Genomic DNA, 14,435 nt, shown 5'->3' with positions numbered 1-14,435 from the left:
CGCGGTTTCGTTCCGGTCTTTTGCGATCAATACTCGCCATCAAGCAGACCGGATATGGCAGCGATACACAGCGACGAGTTCAAGCGTGATGTGGTTCGCATCGCACAGACCAGCGGCCTGACATGGCGTCAGGTTGCGTCTGATTTGGGGGTTGGGCTTTCTACCCTGAACAAATGGGTGAAGATGGTTTCTGACGAGGCAGGGCCACCCGACTCCGACCAGAACCTTTTGCGCGAGAATGAGCGGCTTCGGCGTGAGAACCGGATTCTCAAGGAGGAGAGGGAACTGCTACGACTACCAGAAAATCTTGCGCAACGATCGACTGGTGGCGTCAATGAGTGGCAAAGGAAATTGTTATGATAACGCCGCCGTCGAGAGTTTCTTCAAATCCCTCAAGGCAGAACTGGTCTGGCGCACGAACAAGCAGACCCGTCAAGACGTCGAAGTTGCCATCTCCGAATACATCAACGGCTTCTACAATCCACGCCGCAGACGCTCAGCCTTGGGCCGGAAAAGCCCCGTGGCTTTCGAACGCAAAGCCGCTTAACATGAGCACCTGACCGGAACAGAACCGCGACAGGTCCAGATCGACCTGCCTATTTCCTCGCGAGGCCTTGCTCGCTTTTACCGGATCGGAGTGGCAGCGCGTGGCTATGATGATCCGCTTGTGACCGTCAGGAACGAGGCGTTCGACGGAATTGGGCTGCGCCCGTACGCGGTAAGTCATCTGCTTGGAATCCCGGAGACCGGAGATCTGCACGTTTCGTGGAAGCGTCGAACCAGAATCGACGGTGACTCATGGCAGTCAGCAGAGGTTCCGCTGGGAGAAGACGCTGAAGCTTACATGGTCCGGATGCTCCAATCGTCCGCAATCGTTGCAGAATACGTGGTTTCGCAGCTGCAGTTTCTGTACACGGCACCCATGCAAGCAGCAGACGGCGTCGTCGGACCTTTCCAGGTCTCGGTCGCCCAGGTGTCGAGTGCCTTTGGTCCCGGACCGTTTCGGCAGATCGACATCGTGGCCTGACAGCACCTTGTGCACTGAGCATCATTCCGGAAATTGATGCCCAGCCTCACAGAAATGCATGTCGCCAGCCCTTCCGGTTGTGGTATCTAGGAGCCACAGCCGGAGGCGTGTGTGATGCTAGAAACCAAATCCAAAGTCACTGCCATCGACCCGGTATGGCGTCGGGTTTCCGAAGAAGCGGTCGAGGCAATCCGCAACGAGCCGCTGCTGGGCGGGCTCATCCACTCCGGACTTCTGCATCATTCGACCCTGGAGCGTGCGCTGGCGTACCGCTTCTCGCTCAAGCTTGCCTCCGGAGAGATGAGCGAGCAGATGCTTCGCGAGATTGCCGATCAGGCTTACGACAGCGAGCCGGAAATTGGTGCTGCTGCCCGCTCCGACCTCATGGCAGTCTACGAACGCGACCCGGCCTGCCATCGATTTTTGCAGCCACTTCTTTTCTTCAAGGGCTACCAGGCCGTTCAGGCTTACCGCATCGGTCACTGGCTCTGGCAATCTGGCCGCATCGATCTGGCCTATTTCATCCAGATGCGGGTGTCGGAAGTCTTCGGCGTCGACATTCATCCCGCGGCCCGCGTCGGGAAGGGGATCATGATCGACCATGCTCATTCCATCGTCATCGGGGAAACCGCTGTCGTCGGCGACAACGTTTCGATGCTTCATTCCGTGACGCTCGGCGGGACAGGCAAGGAAGACGGTGACCGGCATCCCAAGATCGGGGATGGGGTGCTGATTGGCGCCGGGGCAAAGGTCCTGGGCAACATCCGTGTTGGTCAGTGCTCGCGGATCGCCGCGGGTTCAGTGGTGTTGGAAGACGTTCCTCCCAACACGACCGTCGCAGGGGTCCCGGCGCGTGTCGTCGGCAAGGCCGGTTGCGCCCAGCCCGCGCTGACCATGGATCAGATTTTGAAGGCGGAATGATCTTTCCGAAATGATCCCCTCGCTCCGTGTGTTTGCAGCTCGCGTGACTGGGCTGGCCATCTCGACCTTCGCCCGGTTCATGACCGCTCCCCGTGCCATCTGGCAGGGAATCGAACCGGTGCCAAAACAGCGTGTCTACTTCGCCAACCATTCGTCGAACGGCGACTTCGTCCTGCTGTGGACCGCACTTCCCACCCCCCTTCGCCGTCAGACCCGTCCCGTTGCCGCACTGGACTACTGGCTGACCTCGCCCCTTCGTGCCTTCATCGGGCGCGAGGTGTTCAACGCTGTCCTCATTGACCGCCGCCCCGAGGCGAGGACCGAGGATCCGGTGGCCCAGATGGTCGCCGCACTGGACACGGGTTCCTCGCTGATCATCTTCCCCGAGGGCCAGCGCAACAGCTCTGACGCGGCCCTCCTTCCTTTCAAGTCCGGCCTTTACCACCTTGCCAAGGCTCGTCCTGCCGTCGACCTTGTCCCGGTCTGGATTGCCAACCTCAATCGCGTGATGCCGAAGGGTGAAGTCATTCCCGTCCCCCTGATCTGCACTCTCACCTTCGGCACTCCCCTTCACCTCGAAGCGCAAGAGACCAAAGAGGCTTTCCTCGCCCGCGCGACCCAGGCGCTCCTTGCGTTGAAAGGGCAGGCATGACGTCCCCGCATCTCCTTTGGCTCCTTGCCGGCGTTGGAACCATCCTGGTCGTCGCGTCCATCATCGGCGAAATCCTCCGAGCCCGTCTCTCGCCCACCGGACAGAACCCGGTCATCGAGAACCTGAATGCGCGCATCAACGCCTGGTGGGTGATGGTGATCTGCCTCGCGCTGGCCTTTGTGGCGGGCAAGCCCGGGGTGGTCCTGCTCTTCGCGCTCTGCTCTTTTGCGGCGTTGCGAGAGTTCCTTACCTTGACCACTCACAACCGTGCCGACCACTGGTCGCTGATCGCGTGCTTCTTCCTGATCCTGCCGCTGCAGTACTGGTTTCTTGCGGGGGACTGGTACGGGATGTATTCGATCTTCATCCCGGTCTACGCCTTCCTCCTGCTGCCGGTCATTTCGTCGCTCCGCGGCTCCACCAAGGATTTCCTGATCCGCGTGTCGGAAACCCAATGGGCGCTGATGATCTGCGTCTACTGCGCCAGCCATGTCCCCGCGCTCCTCTACCTGCAGATCCCCGGGTTTGAGGGCCGCAACGTCATCCTCATCGCATATCTGATCTTCGTCGTGCAGCTTTCGGACGTCATGCAATACGTCTGGGGCAAGCTCCTCGGCCGCACCAAGGTCGCGCCGAACCTCTCACCCTCCAAGACCTGGGAGGGGTTGGTCGGCGGCACCCTCACCGCCACCGCCGTTGGCACGGCGCTTTACTGGATGACCCCGTTCTCTCCGCTTGAAGCCGCTGGCATGTGCCTCCTCATCACCCTGATGGGCTTTTTCGGCGGCCTCGTCATGTCGGCCATCAAGCGTGACCGGGGCATCAAGGACTGGGGCCACCTCATCGCAGGACATGGCGGCTTCCTTGACCGGCTGGACAGCGTGATCTTCGCCGCGCCGATCTTCTTCCACATCACTCGCTGGGTCTGGTCCACCACATGAGCGACGAGAACCGCCGCCCCCTCACCTCGCGCAACTCCGCCTGGGCCGCGCGCCTTGCCTCCTGGGCCGTGCTGAAGGGCATCACCCCGAACCAGATCAGCCAGGCCTCGATGGGTTTCGCGGCCTTGGGGTTCCTGCTTTATTGGCTCTCCCCGCAAGCCCCCGGCTTCCTCCAGTTCCTCGCGCTCCTTATCGCCGCCGCCACCCTCCAGGCCCGCCTCGTCTGCAACCTGATTGACGGCTTGGTCGCCATCGAGGGCGGCAAGGGCGCCAAGGACGGCCCGTTCTGGAACGAGGCCCCCGACCGCGTCTCCGACCTCCTCTTCTTCGCTGGCGCGGGCCTCGCCGCAGGCAATCCCGCCCTCGGCCTCCTCGCCGCCGCCCTTGCCATCGCCACCGCCTACATCCGCGAGCTTGGCCGGGCCGAGGGCTTCCCGCCTGATTTCTCCGGCCCCTTCGCCAAGCCGCAACGCATGGCCGTCCTGACCGCTGGCACCGTCCTCGCCGCGCTCTATGCGACGGAATGGACCTTGACCGTCACCCTCTGGATCATCGTCGCGGGCGCGGCTATCACGATCCTCCGCCGCTCCTCGACGCTCATCACCAAACTCAAGGCGCGCTAAGTCAAAAAGGGGACCTTCCGGCCCCCTTTCATCCTTGCACAAATATCCCACGGGGGTGCGGGGGTTTGAAACCCCCGCCTCCCGACGCTTCAAGCCAGCATCACCATCGGGTTTTCGAGCGCCTCGATGATCGCCTTCAGGAACTCCGCCCCCAAGGCCCCGTCGATCACCCGGTGATCCACCGACAGCGTCATCGACATCACGGTTGCCACGCCAATCGTCCCGTCCGCCAGCACCACCGGCTTCTTGATCCCCGCGCCCACGGCCAGGATCGAGCCATGCGGCGGGTTGATCACCGCGTCGAAGTTCTCGATCCCCATCATCCCCAGATTACTGATCGCGAACGACCCGCCCTGATACTCATGCGGCGCAAGCTTCTTGGTCTTGGCCCGACCGGCCAAGTCCTTCATCTCCGCCGACAGGGCCGACAGCGACTTCTTCTCCGCATCGCGCAGCACCGGGGTGAACAAGCCACCCTCCACCGCCACCGCCACCGCCACATCCGACGGCTTCAGCCTCAGCATCCGGTCGCCGGCCCAGACAGTGTTGGCCGCCGGCACCGCCTGCAAGGCCATCGCGCAGGCCTTGATGATGAAGTCGTTGACCGACAACTTCACCCCACGCCCTTCCAACTGCTTGTTCAGCGTCTCGCGGAACGCCATCAGCGCATCCAGCCGGACGTCCCGCCGCAGATAGAAGTGCGGGATGGTCTGCTTGGCCTCGGTCAGACGGGCCGCCACCGTGCGCCGCATCCCGTCCAGCGCCACTTCCTCGAAGGGCCGGTCGGCATACATCTTCAGCACCGTCTCCGCCGACATGCCCGTGGGCATTCCGCCCGCCGGTTTTGCCGGGGCAGGGGCCGCCGCCTTCGGTGCCTCCGCCACAGGAGCCGCCGCAGGCTTCGCCGCCCCCGGCTGCGCGCCTTCGACGTCCGCCCGAACGATCCGGCCATGCGGACCCGAGCCCTTCACGGCCCCCAGGTCCAGACCTTTCTCCTTGGCAATCCGCCGCGCCAAAGGCGAGGCGAACACCCGCGCTCCACCCGAAGAGGCAACAGGGGCCGCAGCAGGTGCCGCCGCCGGGGCAGGGGCCGCAGCCGCCGCTACAGGGGCTGGGGCCGCAGCCGGTGCCGCCGCCGCAACAGCGGCCGCCTTGGGCGCAGCCGCCGAAGCGTCCTCCCCCTCCTCCAGCAGCACAGCAATCGGAGTGTTCACCTTCACCCCCGCCGTGCCTTCCGCGATCAGGATCTTGCCGACGACGCCCTCGTCAACGGCCTCGAACTCCATCGTCGCCTTGTCGGTCTCGATCTCGGCCAGGATCTGGCCGGACTTGACCACATCGCCTTCCTTGACCAGCCACTTCGCCAGCGTCCCTTCCTCCATCGTCGGGGAGAGCGCGGGCATCAGAATTTCGGTAGCCATGGCTTCACCTCACCGGTAGCAGACGGATTTGACGGCGGTCACGACCTCGGCGGGCGTGATCAGGGCGAACTTCTCCAGGTTGGCCGCATAGGGCATCGGCACATCCTTGCCCGTGCAGGTGATCACCGGAGCGTCCAGATGGTCGAACGCCCGCTGCATGATCGTGCTGGCGATGTGGTCGCCGATGGACCCGACCGGGAAGCCTTCCTCGACCGTGACGCAGCGGTTGGTCTTCATCACCGAAGCCAGCACCGTGTCATAGTCGATGGGGCGCAGCGTCCGCAGGTTCACGACCTCGGCCTCGATGCCTTCCTTCGCCAGCACTTCCGCCGCCGCCAAAGCATGGGCGCAACCAATCCCGAAGGACACGATGGTCACGTCCGACCCCGCCCGCAGGATCGACGCCTTGCCGAATGGCACCGTGAAATCCGGGTCCGTCGGCACTTCGAACGACCGCCCGTACAGGATCTCGTTCTCAAGGAACACCACCGGGTTCGGATCGCGGATCGCCGTTTTCAACAGCCCTTTCGCATCCGCCGCCGAATAGGGCATGCAGACCCGCATCCCCGGAATGGCCGCATACCAGGCCGCGAAGTCCTGGCTGTGCTGTGCGCCCACCCGCGCCGCAGCCCCGTTCGGCCCGCGGAACACCATCGGGCTGCCCATCTGGCCCCCCGACATGTACAGCGTCTTGGCCGCCGAGTTGATGATGTGGTCCATCGCCTGCATCGAGAAGTTGAAGGTCATGAACTCGACAATCGGCTTCAGCCCGCCCCAAGAGGCTCCGACCCCGATCCCGGCAAAGCCCATCTCGGTGATCGGCGTATCCACCACGCGGCGCGGCCCGAACTCGTCGAGCAGACCTTGGGAAATCTTGTAGGCGCCCTGATATTCCCCGACCTCTTCCCCCATCAGGAAGACCGTCGGATCGGCCCGCATCTCTTCCGCCATCGCCTCGCGCAACGCCTCGCGGACGGTCATCGTCTTGGTCGGCCCCTCGGGCAGGTCCGAATGCGGCCAACCCTTCGCCGCTACCGGCGCCGAAGCAGGTGCCGCCACAACCGCCGGAGAGGCCACCGGAACCTCTGCCGCCACCGCAACAGCCGCCACCGCTGCCGGGGCAGGGGCGTCCGATACCGTCTCGCCCTCCTCGACCAGCACCGCGATCGGCGTGTTCACCTTGACGCCCGCCGTGCCTTCCGCGACCAGGATCTTGCCGACGACGCCTTCATCGACCGCCTCGAATTCCATCGTGGCCTTGTCGGTCTCGATCTCCGCCAGGATCTGCCCCGACTTGACCGTATCGCCCTCTTTCACCAGCCATTTGGCCAGCGTGCCTTCCTCCATCGTGGGGGAGAGCGCGGGCATAAGAATTTCGGTTGCCATGTCTATTCCCCCCTCAGACCGTGATATCCGTCCAAAGCTCGGACAGGTCCGGCTCCGGGCTTTCCTTGGCGAACTCGGCGCTCTCGTTCACGATCGCCTTGATCTCCTTGTCGATGGCCTTCAGCTCCTCGTCGGAGGCAAGGCCACCTTGCGTCAGCAGGTCGCGGACGTGCTCGATGCAGTCCTTCTCGGTCTTGATCTTCTCGACCTCTTCCCGCGTCCGGTACTTCGCCGGGTCGGACATCGAGTGTCCCCGGTAGCGATAGGTCATCATCTCCAGGATATAAGGCCCGTTCCCGGCCCGGCAGTGCGCGATGGCCTTTTCGCCCGCCGCCTTCACCGCCAGCACGTCCATCCCGTCGACCTGCTCGCCCGGAATACCGTAGGCGAGGCCACGCCCGAAGTACGTGGTCGACTTGGTCGACCGCTTGACCGACGTGCCCATCGCATAACCGTTGTTTTCAATGACGAAGATCACCGGCAGCTGCCAAAGCTCGGCCATGTTGTAGGTCTCGTAGACCTGGCCCTGGTTCGCAGCCCCGTCGCCGAAATAGGTGAAGGTCACGTTGTCATTGCCGAGATACTTGTCCGCAAAGGCCAGCCCAGCCCCCAGCGGCACCTGAGCGCCAACAATCCCGTGCCCACCGTAGAAATGTTTCTCTTTCGAGAACATGTGCATCGAGCCGCCCTTGCCCTTGGAGTAGCCCCCAATCCGCCCGGTCAGCTCGGCCATGACGCCCTTGGGGTCCATCCCGCAGGCCAGCATGTGCCCGTGGTCGCGGTAGCTGGTGACGCGCTTGTCGCCCTCTTTCGTGGCCGCTTCCAACCCGACGACCACCGCTTCCTGCCCGATATACAGGTGGCAGAACCCGCCGATCAGCCCCATCCCGTACAACTGCCCCGCCTTCTCTTCGAAGCGGCGGATCAGCAGCATCTCGCGGTAGTATTTCAGCAGGTCGTCCTTCGAGACGTTCGGTCTCGCGTCAGGCTTCTTCGCCATCGGTTTCCTCCCAGGCAGTTTGCAGCTGCAGAAAATAGTTTAGTGTTAAACCATCTATACAGCATCGGCGTTTATTGGGTCAAAAGGAATTTCGGTGCCGCCGTTGCGGCAAGCGACATGGCACCTATGCGCTAATTGCAAGGCCGCACAGGACAACTCGAAGGGGAATGGTGTCGCAGGCGCCGCACAAGGCGGCTCAAGCGTCAGCGGATCGCGATCTCGTCCGACCGCATATAGCCCAGAACGTCCCGTGTTTGCTGGTCCAACAGGTCGAGGTCCAGGAAATCATCCGACAGCCGGTGCGTCAGGTTCTGCATCTCGACCAGTTCCGCCTGCAACCGGTCGCGCTCCACGGTCAGCACCTCGGCCTCGGCATTGATCGCCACGCGGGCAAACATGCCATAGTCGCCCTGCACGGCGGCAAAGGTGAAGTAGACCCCAAGCGTGCCGACGAAGGCCAGGTAAACCAGCCCGCCGATGCCTCTTTGCGTGTGAACTGCCGACATGCGCCCATCTCCGGCCCCTCTGTCGGGGGCCTGTCCGAATCATGGCACAACAGGAATCGCTTGTGAATCCTGAAAATGCATCCCGCTCAAAGACTTGAGCGAATTGCGGGGCAAACCGCCCCCGGGCACAACCTCAGGTAATCGACGCTGCGTAGATCCCGTCCACCGCGCCTTTCAGCACGGTATCGAACTCGGCATCCGACTGCTGCGCGGACAGGCCTTCGCTCAGGGCACGGCTGAAGCTGGCGATGATCCCGTGGTTCTGCGCCAGGATCTCGTTCGCCTTGTCGCGGCTGTGTCCACCGGACAGGGCCACGACTTTCAGCACCTTCGGATGCTTCACCAGCGGCTGATAGAAGTCCGGAACCGTCGGCAGCGACAGCTTCAGCATCACCTGGCCCTCAAGCCCTTCCAGATGCTTCAGAATCTCTTCCTGCAGGATCGCCTCGGCCTCGACCTTGTCCGCAATGGAAATGGTCACTTCCGGCTCCAGGATCGGCACCAGCCCATGCGCCGCGACTTGCCGGCCCAACTCGAACTGCTGCGCCACCACGGCCGCGATCCCCTTGCGGTTCGCAGCATTGATGACCGACCGCTCCTTGGTTCCGTAAACCCCGGCCTTCGCGGCACGGTCCAGCAGCGCGTCCAGCCCCGGGATCGGCTTCATCAGCTGGACACCGTCCGCTTCCGCCTCCAACCCCTTGTCGATCTTCAAAAACGGCACCACGCCGCGCTTGTCCCACAGGTAGGTCGCGGTCGGAATGCCGTCGATGGTGCGGTCCATCGTCTGCTCGAAGAGGATCGCCCCCACCACCTTGTCGCCGGTAAAGGCGGGCGACTTGATGATCCGGGCCCGCATGGCGTGGATGAGGTCGAACATCTCGACTTCGCCGGAGTATTCACTTTCCGAAACGCCGTACAATTTCAAGGCTTTGGGGGTCGATCCGCCAGACTGGTCCAAGGCCGCGATAAAGCCACGGCCGCCCCGCACCTGTTCGGTCATCTTCGCGTTCGTCATGTCCGTCTCCCAAATGTCAGTTCAGGCATAGCCCGCACGGCCCCGCCACTCAACCCATCAGCGCCTGCACGCCGGGCAATTCCTTGCCCTCCATCCATTCGAGGAACGCGCCCCCCGCGGTCGAGATGAAGGTGAAGTCGTCCGCCGCCCCCGCCGCATTCAGCGCGGCCACGGTATCGCCGCCCCCTGCGACCGAAATCAGTTTGCCCTCACGCGTCAACCGCGCTGCGGCCAAGGCGGCCGCATTGGTGGCCGCGTTGAACGGCTCGATCTCGAATGCCCCCAAGGGACCGTTCCAGATCAGGGTCTTGGCGCCCGCAAAGACGCCCTCCAGCTCTGCGACCGTCTTCGGCCCCGCGTCCAGGATCATCGCATCAGGCGGGCATTTCAGCACGTCCACCGTCTGGCTGTCCGCCCCAGCCTTGAACTCCCGCGCGACCACGATATCGACCGGCAGATGGATCTTGCACCCGGCCTTCTGCGCCCGGTGCCGGATTTCCCGCGCGGTCTCCGCCATTTCCCGCTCGGCCAAGGACTTGCCAACCTCGATCCCCTCGGCCACGAGGAAGGTGTTCGCCATTCCCCCGCCGATCACCAGATGATCGACCTTGGTTACCAGGTTCGCCAGAAGCTCGATCTTGGTCGAGACCTTCGCGCCCCCCACAACCGCAACAACCGGCCGCTCCGGATTGCCCAGTGCGGCCTCCAGCGCCTTCAGTTCAGCCTCCATCAGCCGCCCCGCCGCGGCCGGCAGCAACCGCGCCAACCCCTCGGTGGAGGCATGGGCCCGGTGGGCCGCCGAAAACGCATCGTTCACGAAGACCTGGCCCAAAGCCGCCATCTGCCGGGCCAACTCGGGATCGTTCTTTTCCTCGCCGGGATGAAAGCGGGTGTTCTCCAGCAGCACCACGTCCGCCGCACCGGCCTTGGCAATCGCCGCCGCTGCGACGTCGCCCACGCAATCCGCCCCGAATACCACCTTGCGGCCCAGCGAACCGGCCACCGCGTCGACCACATGGCTCAGGCTCATTTCCGGCACGACCTTGCCCTTCGGCCGGTCGAAATGCGCCAGAAGCACCACCTTGCCGCCCTTGGCGATGATCGCATCGACCGTGGGCCTGATCTTGTCGATCCGGGTCATGTCTGTCACCCGGCTCGCTTCCATCGGCACGTTGATGTCCACCCGCGTCAGCACCACGCGTCCAGACAGGTCCATGTCATCCAGCGTTTTCCAGGGCATCGCAGTCTCCTTCGGTGAAAGCCTGCCCGCTATTGCCCCGCCGATCACGGGCCCGTCAACCGCTTTGGGCGCTTTGCGCTTCCCTTGGCCGGAAGCCGCCAGTAGGGTCCTGCCCGATGCAAAACCAAGGAGACCCCGATGCCCGACATCAAGGACCCGGAGAACACCATCATCCTGACGCTGAAGGACGGCGAAGTGGTGATCGAGCTTCTCGCCGACGTCGCCCCGAAACACGCCGAGCGGATGAAGCAGCTTGCCCGCGACAAGGCCTATGACAATGTGGCCTTCCACCGGGTGATCGACGGCTTCATGGCCCAGACCGGCGACGTGGAAAACGCCAACATGGAAAGCCCCAGCTACAACCCGCGCCGCGCCGGCACGGGTGGCTCGCAATACCCTGATCTGCCTGCCGAGTTTTCGAAGCTCCCGCATGACCGGGGCACCCTTGGCGCCGCGCGGTCGCAGAACCCGAACTCGGCCAACAGCCAGTTCTTCATCAACTTCAAGGACAACCATTTCCTGAACAACCAGTACACGGTCTATGGCCGCGTCATCTCGGGGATGGAGCATGTCGACAAGATCACGAAGGGCGAGCCGCCGGCCAACCCGGACCGCATGATCACTGTCAGGGTGGCCGCCGATGTCCAGGCTTGATCGCGTTTTCGCAGGCGGCCTCTTCGCCGCCGGTCTCGCCGTTGTCGTGGGTTACGGCATCAGCCAGACCAGCCCGGCTCAGGCTCAGGCTACTGACGGCCCCGGCCCGAACCTGATGATCGAGGTTGCGGGTGCCGCCAACGGCACCGTGGTCATCGACCTTCTGTCCGACGTCGCACCCCAGCATGTCGCGCAGATCACGGCGCTGGCCAAGGAAGGCGCTTACGACAACGTGGTCTTCCACCGCGTGATCGACGGCTTCATGGCCCAGACCGGCGACGTGGCCAATGGCAAGGCGGGGGGCGATCTCAGCATGGCTGGCATGGGCGGGTCGTCCAAGCCCGACCTCCCGGCAGAGTTCACCACCGACCTCAGCTTCCAGCGCGGCGTCGTCGGCATGGCGCGCTCGAATGACCCGAACAGCGCGAACAGCCAGTTCTTCATCATGTTCGCGGACGGCAGCTTCCTCGATGGCCAATACACCATCGTCGGCAACGTCGTCTCGGGGATGGAGGTCGTGGACGCGATCCAGCGCGGCGAGCCGCCAGCGACCCCGGACGTGATGACCAAGGTCACCGTTCAGGAATGACAGCGGGGGGTGGGCGATATCGCCCACCCTACCTTACCCCAGCACGACCAAAGCGTGCCGCTTCTTGCCTGCGGTCAGCTTCATCGGCTCGACCAGATGGCTTGCCCCGTAGCGCAGCGCGGTATCGGTGACGATCTCGTCGTTCACCTTGGCCCCGCCTTCCAGGATCAGCCGTTTCGCATCCTTGCCGCTGGCCGCCAGACCCGCCTTCACGAACAACTGCACGATCCCCACGCCCTCGGCCAGTTCCCCGGCCTCCAGCGTGACGGTGGGCAGATCGTCCCCGATCCCGCCCTTCTCGAACACTTCCCGCGCCGTCGCCTCGGCCGCCGTCGCCGCCTCGGCCCCGTGCAGAAGGCTGGTCGCCAGGTTTGCCAGCAGGATCTTGGCCTGGTTGATCTCGGACCCACCGAGGGCGCCCAGCCGATCGCATTCCTCGACCGGCAGCTCGGTGAAGATCTTCAGGAACCGCCCCACATCGGCATCCGTCGTATTGCGCCAGAACTGCCAGAACTCGTAGGGCGAAAGCATGTCCCCATTCAGCCAGACCGCGCCCGACGCCGACTTTCCCATCTTCCGCCCGTCGCTTGTCGTCAGCAGCGGAGTCGTGAGGCCGAAAATCTCCTGATCGATCACCCGGCGGGTCAGGTCGATCCCGTTGATGATGTTGCCCCACTGATCCGACCCGCCCATCTGCAACAGGCAGCCATAGCGGCGGTGGATCTCCAGGAAGTCGTAAGCCTGAAGGATCATGTAGTTGAATTCCAGGAACGACAGCGACTGCTCGCGGTCCAGCCGGGACTTCACGCTCTCAAACGACAGCATCCGGTTGACGCTGAAATGCCGCCCGATGTCGCGCAGGAAGTCGAGGTAGTTCAACCCGTCCAGCCATTCGGCATTGTTCAGCATGATCGCGTCGGTCTTGCCGTCGCCGTAGGAAAGGTACTTCGCGAAAACCTGCTTCAACCCGTCGATGTTCTTGTCGATCGCCGCGGGCGTCAGCAGGGGCCGCTCTTCGCTGCGGAAGGAGGGATCGCCGACCTTGGTCGTGCCCCCGCCCATCAGCGTGATCGGTTTGTGGCCGGTCTTCTGAAGCCAGCGCAGCACCATGATGTTCATCAGGTGGCCCACGTGCAGCGAAGGCGCCGTGGCGTCGTAGCCGATGTACGCCGGCACCAGATTCTTCACCAATGCCTCGTCAAGCGCCTGATAATCCGTGCAATCGGCAACAAAGCCGCGCTCGAACATCACGCGCATGAAGTCAGATTTTGGATGGTAGTTCATGGCCGCCTCGGTCTAGGATGCGCGCGGTATAGCTTCGCTGAGGGTCCAAGGGAAGATGCGGAAGGACGGGGCTCTGTGGGCGCTGGGGGCGATGTCCGGCACGTCGCTTGATGGCGTCGATGCCGCGATGATCAAGACCGATGGTCATGCCGTCTTCGCCTTCGGCCCCTCGACCTATCGCCCCTACACGGCCGAGGAACAGTCCACCTTGCGCGCCGCCCTCGGCCACTGGCCCGGTGATCCCGAAACCGCCGCCGCTGCCGAAGTCGTCGAAACCGCTCATGCCGAAATTCTCGCCCGCTTCACCGGGGCCGAGGTGCTGGGCTTCCACGGCCAGACCCTCGCGCATGACCCGTCCGGCCGGGGCACGCATCAATGCGGAAACGGCGCGCTGTTCGCTCAGCTGCTTGGCCTGCCCACCGTCTGGGACTTCCGCACCTCAGATGTGACCATCGGCGGGCAGGGGGCCCCCCTTGCGCCCTTCTACCACTTCGCGCTCGCCAAACACATCGGCGCGACCCAACCGCTCGCGTTCCTCAACCTCGGCGGGGTCGGCAACCTGACCTGGATCGACCCGACCGCCCCCGGCCCGGAAAACCCCGGCGCGCTTCTCGCCTTCGACACCGGCCCGGCCAACGCGCCGATCAACGACCTCATGCGCGACCGTCTGGGTGATACTCATGACGAAGGCGGCAGGCTGGCCGCCAGCGGCGAAGTGGACGAGGGTTTCGTCGCCTCGGTCCTGAAAGACCCCTGGTTCGACCATCCTCCGCCAAAGTCGCTCGACCGCAACGATTTCCACGGCCTCCTCGACCGCTTGGAGATGCTCTCCGACGCCGATGCCGCCGCGACCCTGACCGCGATTGCCGCCGCTTCGGTTGCCGCCGCCCAGATCCATTTCCCGGCGCCGGTGACCCGTATTCTCGTGACAGGCGGCGGGCGGCACAACCCGACCCTCATGGCCGAACTGCGCCGCCGCATCCCCGTCCAGATCGACCCGGTCGAGGTTGAAGGCCTGGACGGCGACATGCTGGAAGCCCAGGCTTTTGCCTTCCTCGCCGTCCGCGTGTTGCGCAAGATGGCGACCTCCGGCCCCGACACCACCGGCGCGCCCGCGCTGGTCGGCGGCGGCCAGATCAGCCGTCCGGACTAGACCAGACGGGGCCCGACTGG

At 63.9% G+C, this 14,435-nt stretch carries 14 protein-coding genes and 1 pseudogene; 8 read left to right on the top strand and 7 right to left on the bottom strand.

Annotated features, from left to right (window positions below):
* Positions 1-54: 54 nt before the first annotated feature.
* The 5 genes and pseudogenes from Q0C42_RS19100 to Q0C42_RS19080 all read left to right on the top strand — a co-directional run bounded on the left by Q0C42_RS19100 (position 55) and on the right by Q0C42_RS19080 (position 4,164).
* Positions 55-547: pseudogene (locus Q0C42_RS19100) on the top strand (IS3 family transposase).
* A 594-nt stretch (positions 548-1,141) separates the two neighbouring features.
* Positions 1,142-1,948: a serine O-acetyltransferase gene (cysE, locus tag Q0C42_RS19095; RefSeq protein ID WP_295079787.1), complete on the top strand. Its 807-nt coding sequence runs from the start codon at positions 1,142-1,144 to the stop codon at positions 1,946-1,948.
* Between the two features lie 10 nt (positions 1,949-1,958).
* Positions 1,959-2,600 (top strand): 1-acyl-sn-glycerol-3-phosphate acyltransferase, encoded by a 642-nt coding sequence (locus Q0C42_RS19090; protein WP_295079784.1) that lies wholly within the window; start codon positions 1,959-1,961, stop codon positions 2,598-2,600.
* Positions 2,597-3,541, top strand: coding sequence for a phosphatidate cytidylyltransferase (locus Q0C42_RS19085; protein ID WP_295079782.1), 945 nt, complete (start codon positions 2,597-2,599; stop codon positions 3,539-3,541). Before Q0C42_RS19090 ends, Q0C42_RS19085 begins: the two co-directional genes overlap by 4 nt.
* Positions 3,538-4,164, top strand: coding sequence for a CDP-alcohol phosphatidyltransferase family protein (locus tag Q0C42_RS19080; protein ID WP_295079779.1), 627 nt, complete (start codon positions 3,538-3,540; stop codon positions 4,162-4,164). Before Q0C42_RS19085 ends, Q0C42_RS19080 begins: the two co-directional genes overlap by 4 nt.
* An 89-nt stretch (positions 4,165-4,253) precedes the next feature.
* Here Q0C42_RS19080 and Q0C42_RS19075 read toward each other — a convergent pair whose 3' ends face one another.
* The 6 genes from Q0C42_RS19075 to pgk form a co-directional block, all read right to left on the bottom strand.
* Positions 4,254-5,585 (bottom strand): pyruvate dehydrogenase complex dihydrolipoamide acetyltransferase, encoded by a 1,332-nt coding sequence (locus Q0C42_RS19075; protein ID WP_295079776.1) that lies wholly within the window; start codon positions 5,583-5,585, stop codon positions 4,254-4,256.
* 9 nt (positions 5,586-5,594) lie between these two features.
* The gene (locus tag Q0C42_RS19070) at positions 5,595-6,971 is read right to left on the bottom strand and encodes a pyruvate dehydrogenase complex E1 component subunit beta (RefSeq protein WP_295079773.1); all 1,377 of its coding nucleotides are present in this window, start codon (positions 6,969-6,971) and stop codon (positions 5,595-5,597) included.
* Between the two features lie 13 nt (positions 6,972-6,984).
* Positions 6,985-7,971, bottom strand: coding sequence for a pyruvate dehydrogenase (acetyl-transferring) E1 component subunit alpha (pdhA, locus tag Q0C42_RS19065; RefSeq protein ID WP_295079770.1), 987 nt, complete (start codon positions 7,969-7,971; stop codon positions 6,985-6,987).
* Between the two features lie 203 nt (positions 7,972-8,174).
* Positions 8,175-8,477 carry a septum formation initiator family protein gene (locus Q0C42_RS19060; protein ID WP_295079767.1) on the bottom strand — a complete coding sequence of 101 codons (303 nt, stop codon included), beginning with the start codon at positions 8,475-8,477 and terminating at the stop codon, positions 8,175-8,177.
* A gap of 133 nt (positions 8,478-8,610) precedes the next feature.
* Positions 8,611-9,495 carry a fructose bisphosphate aldolase gene (locus tag Q0C42_RS19055; protein ID WP_295079764.1) on the bottom strand — a complete coding sequence of 295 codons (885 nt, stop codon included), beginning with the start codon at positions 9,493-9,495 and terminating at the stop codon, positions 8,611-8,613.
* Between the two features lie 49 nt (positions 9,496-9,544).
* Positions 9,545-10,735: a phosphoglycerate kinase gene (pgk, locus tag Q0C42_RS19050; protein ID WP_295079760.1), complete on the bottom strand. Its 1,191-nt coding sequence runs from the start codon at positions 10,733-10,735 to the stop codon at positions 9,545-9,547.
* Between the two features lie 138 nt (positions 10,736-10,873).
* Between pgk and Q0C42_RS19045 the strand changes: the two genes are divergently transcribed.
* Positions 10,874-11,389 (top strand): peptidylprolyl isomerase, encoded by a 516-nt coding sequence (locus Q0C42_RS19045; protein WP_295079757.1) that lies wholly within the window; start codon positions 10,874-10,876, stop codon positions 11,387-11,389.
* A complete protein-coding gene (locus Q0C42_RS19040) occupies positions 11,376-11,978 on the top strand; it encodes a peptidylprolyl isomerase (RefSeq protein ID WP_295079754.1) in 603 nt (200 codons plus the stop codon). Before Q0C42_RS19045 ends, Q0C42_RS19040 begins: the two co-directional genes overlap by 14 nt.
* Before the next feature lie 33 nt (positions 11,979-12,011).
* Here Q0C42_RS19040 and tyrS read toward each other — a convergent pair whose 3' ends face one another.
* Entirely contained in the window at positions 12,012-13,262 is a 1,251-nt protein-coding gene (gene tyrS, locus Q0C42_RS19035) for a tyrosine--tRNA ligase (RefSeq protein WP_295079752.1), read from the bottom strand.
* Positions 13,263-13,317: 55 nt separating this feature from the next.
* Between tyrS and Q0C42_RS19030 the strand changes: the two genes are divergently transcribed.
* On the top strand, positions 13,318-14,415 hold the full coding sequence (locus Q0C42_RS19030; RefSeq protein ID WP_295079749.1) for an anhydro-N-acetylmuramic acid kinase: 1,098 nt from the start codon (positions 13,318-13,320) through the stop codon (positions 14,413-14,415).
* Positions 14,416-14,435 lie beyond the last annotated feature (20 nt).

It is taken from the genome of Tabrizicola sp., from assembly GCF_022842145.1.
In the GTDB taxonomy this organism is placed as follows: Bacteria; Pseudomonadota; Alphaproteobacteria; order Rhodobacterales; family Rhodobacteraceae; genus Tabrizicola.
The sequence above is the reverse complement of the archived record's forward strand: the minus strand, read 5'-3'. Positions and strand labels throughout refer to the sequence as shown.

Bases quoted from the DNA above. Each gene is read 5' to 3' on its own strand.
- cysE (WP_295079787.1), top strand. From the start codon at position 1,142: ATGCTAGAAACCAAATCCAAAGTCACTGCCATCGACCCGGTATGGCGT.
- Q0C42_RS19090 (WP_295079784.1), top strand. From the start codon at position 1,959: ATGATCCCCTCGCTCCGTGTGTTTGCAGCTCGCGTGACTGGGCTGGCC.
- Q0C42_RS19085 (WP_295079782.1), top strand. From the start codon at position 2,597: ATGACGTCCCCGCATCTCCTTTGGCTCCTTGCCGGCGTTGGAACCATC.
- Q0C42_RS19080 (WP_295079779.1), top strand. From the start codon at position 3,538: ATGAGCGACGAGAACCGCCGCCCCCTCACCTCGCGCAACTCCGCCTGG.
- Q0C42_RS19075 (WP_295079776.1), bottom strand. From the start codon at position 5,585: ATGGCTACCGAAATTCTGATGCCCGCGCTCTCCCCGACGATGGAGGAA.
- Q0C42_RS19070 (WP_295079773.1), bottom strand. From the start codon at position 6,971: ATGGCAACCGAAATTCTTATGCCCGCGCTCTCCCCCACGATGGAGGAA.
- pdhA (WP_295079770.1), bottom strand. From the start codon at position 7,971: ATGGCGAAGAAGCCTGACGCGAGACCGAACGTCTCGAAGGACGACCTG.
- Q0C42_RS19060 (WP_295079767.1), bottom strand. From the start codon at position 8,477: ATGTCGGCAGTTCACACGCAAAGAGGCATCGGCGGGCTGGTTTACCTG.
- Q0C42_RS19055 (WP_295079764.1), bottom strand. From the start codon at position 9,495: ATGACGAACGCGAAGATGACCGAACAGGTGCGGGGCGGCCGTGGCTTT.
- pgk (WP_295079760.1), bottom strand. From the start codon at position 10,735: ATGCCCTGGAAAACGCTGGATGACATGGACCTGTCTGGACGCGTGGTG.
- Q0C42_RS19045 (WP_295079757.1), top strand. From the start codon at position 10,874: ATGCCCGACATCAAGGACCCGGAGAACACCATCATCCTGACGCTGAAG.
- Q0C42_RS19040 (WP_295079754.1), top strand. From the start codon at position 11,376: ATGTCCAGGCTTGATCGCGTTTTCGCAGGCGGCCTCTTCGCCGCCGGT.
- tyrS (WP_295079752.1), bottom strand. From the start codon at position 13,262: ATGAACTACCATCCAAAATCTGACTTCATGCGCGTGATGTTCGAGCGC.
- Q0C42_RS19030 (WP_295079749.1), top strand. From the start codon at position 13,318: ATGCGGAAGGACGGGGCTCTGTGGGCGCTGGGGGCGATGTCCGGCACG.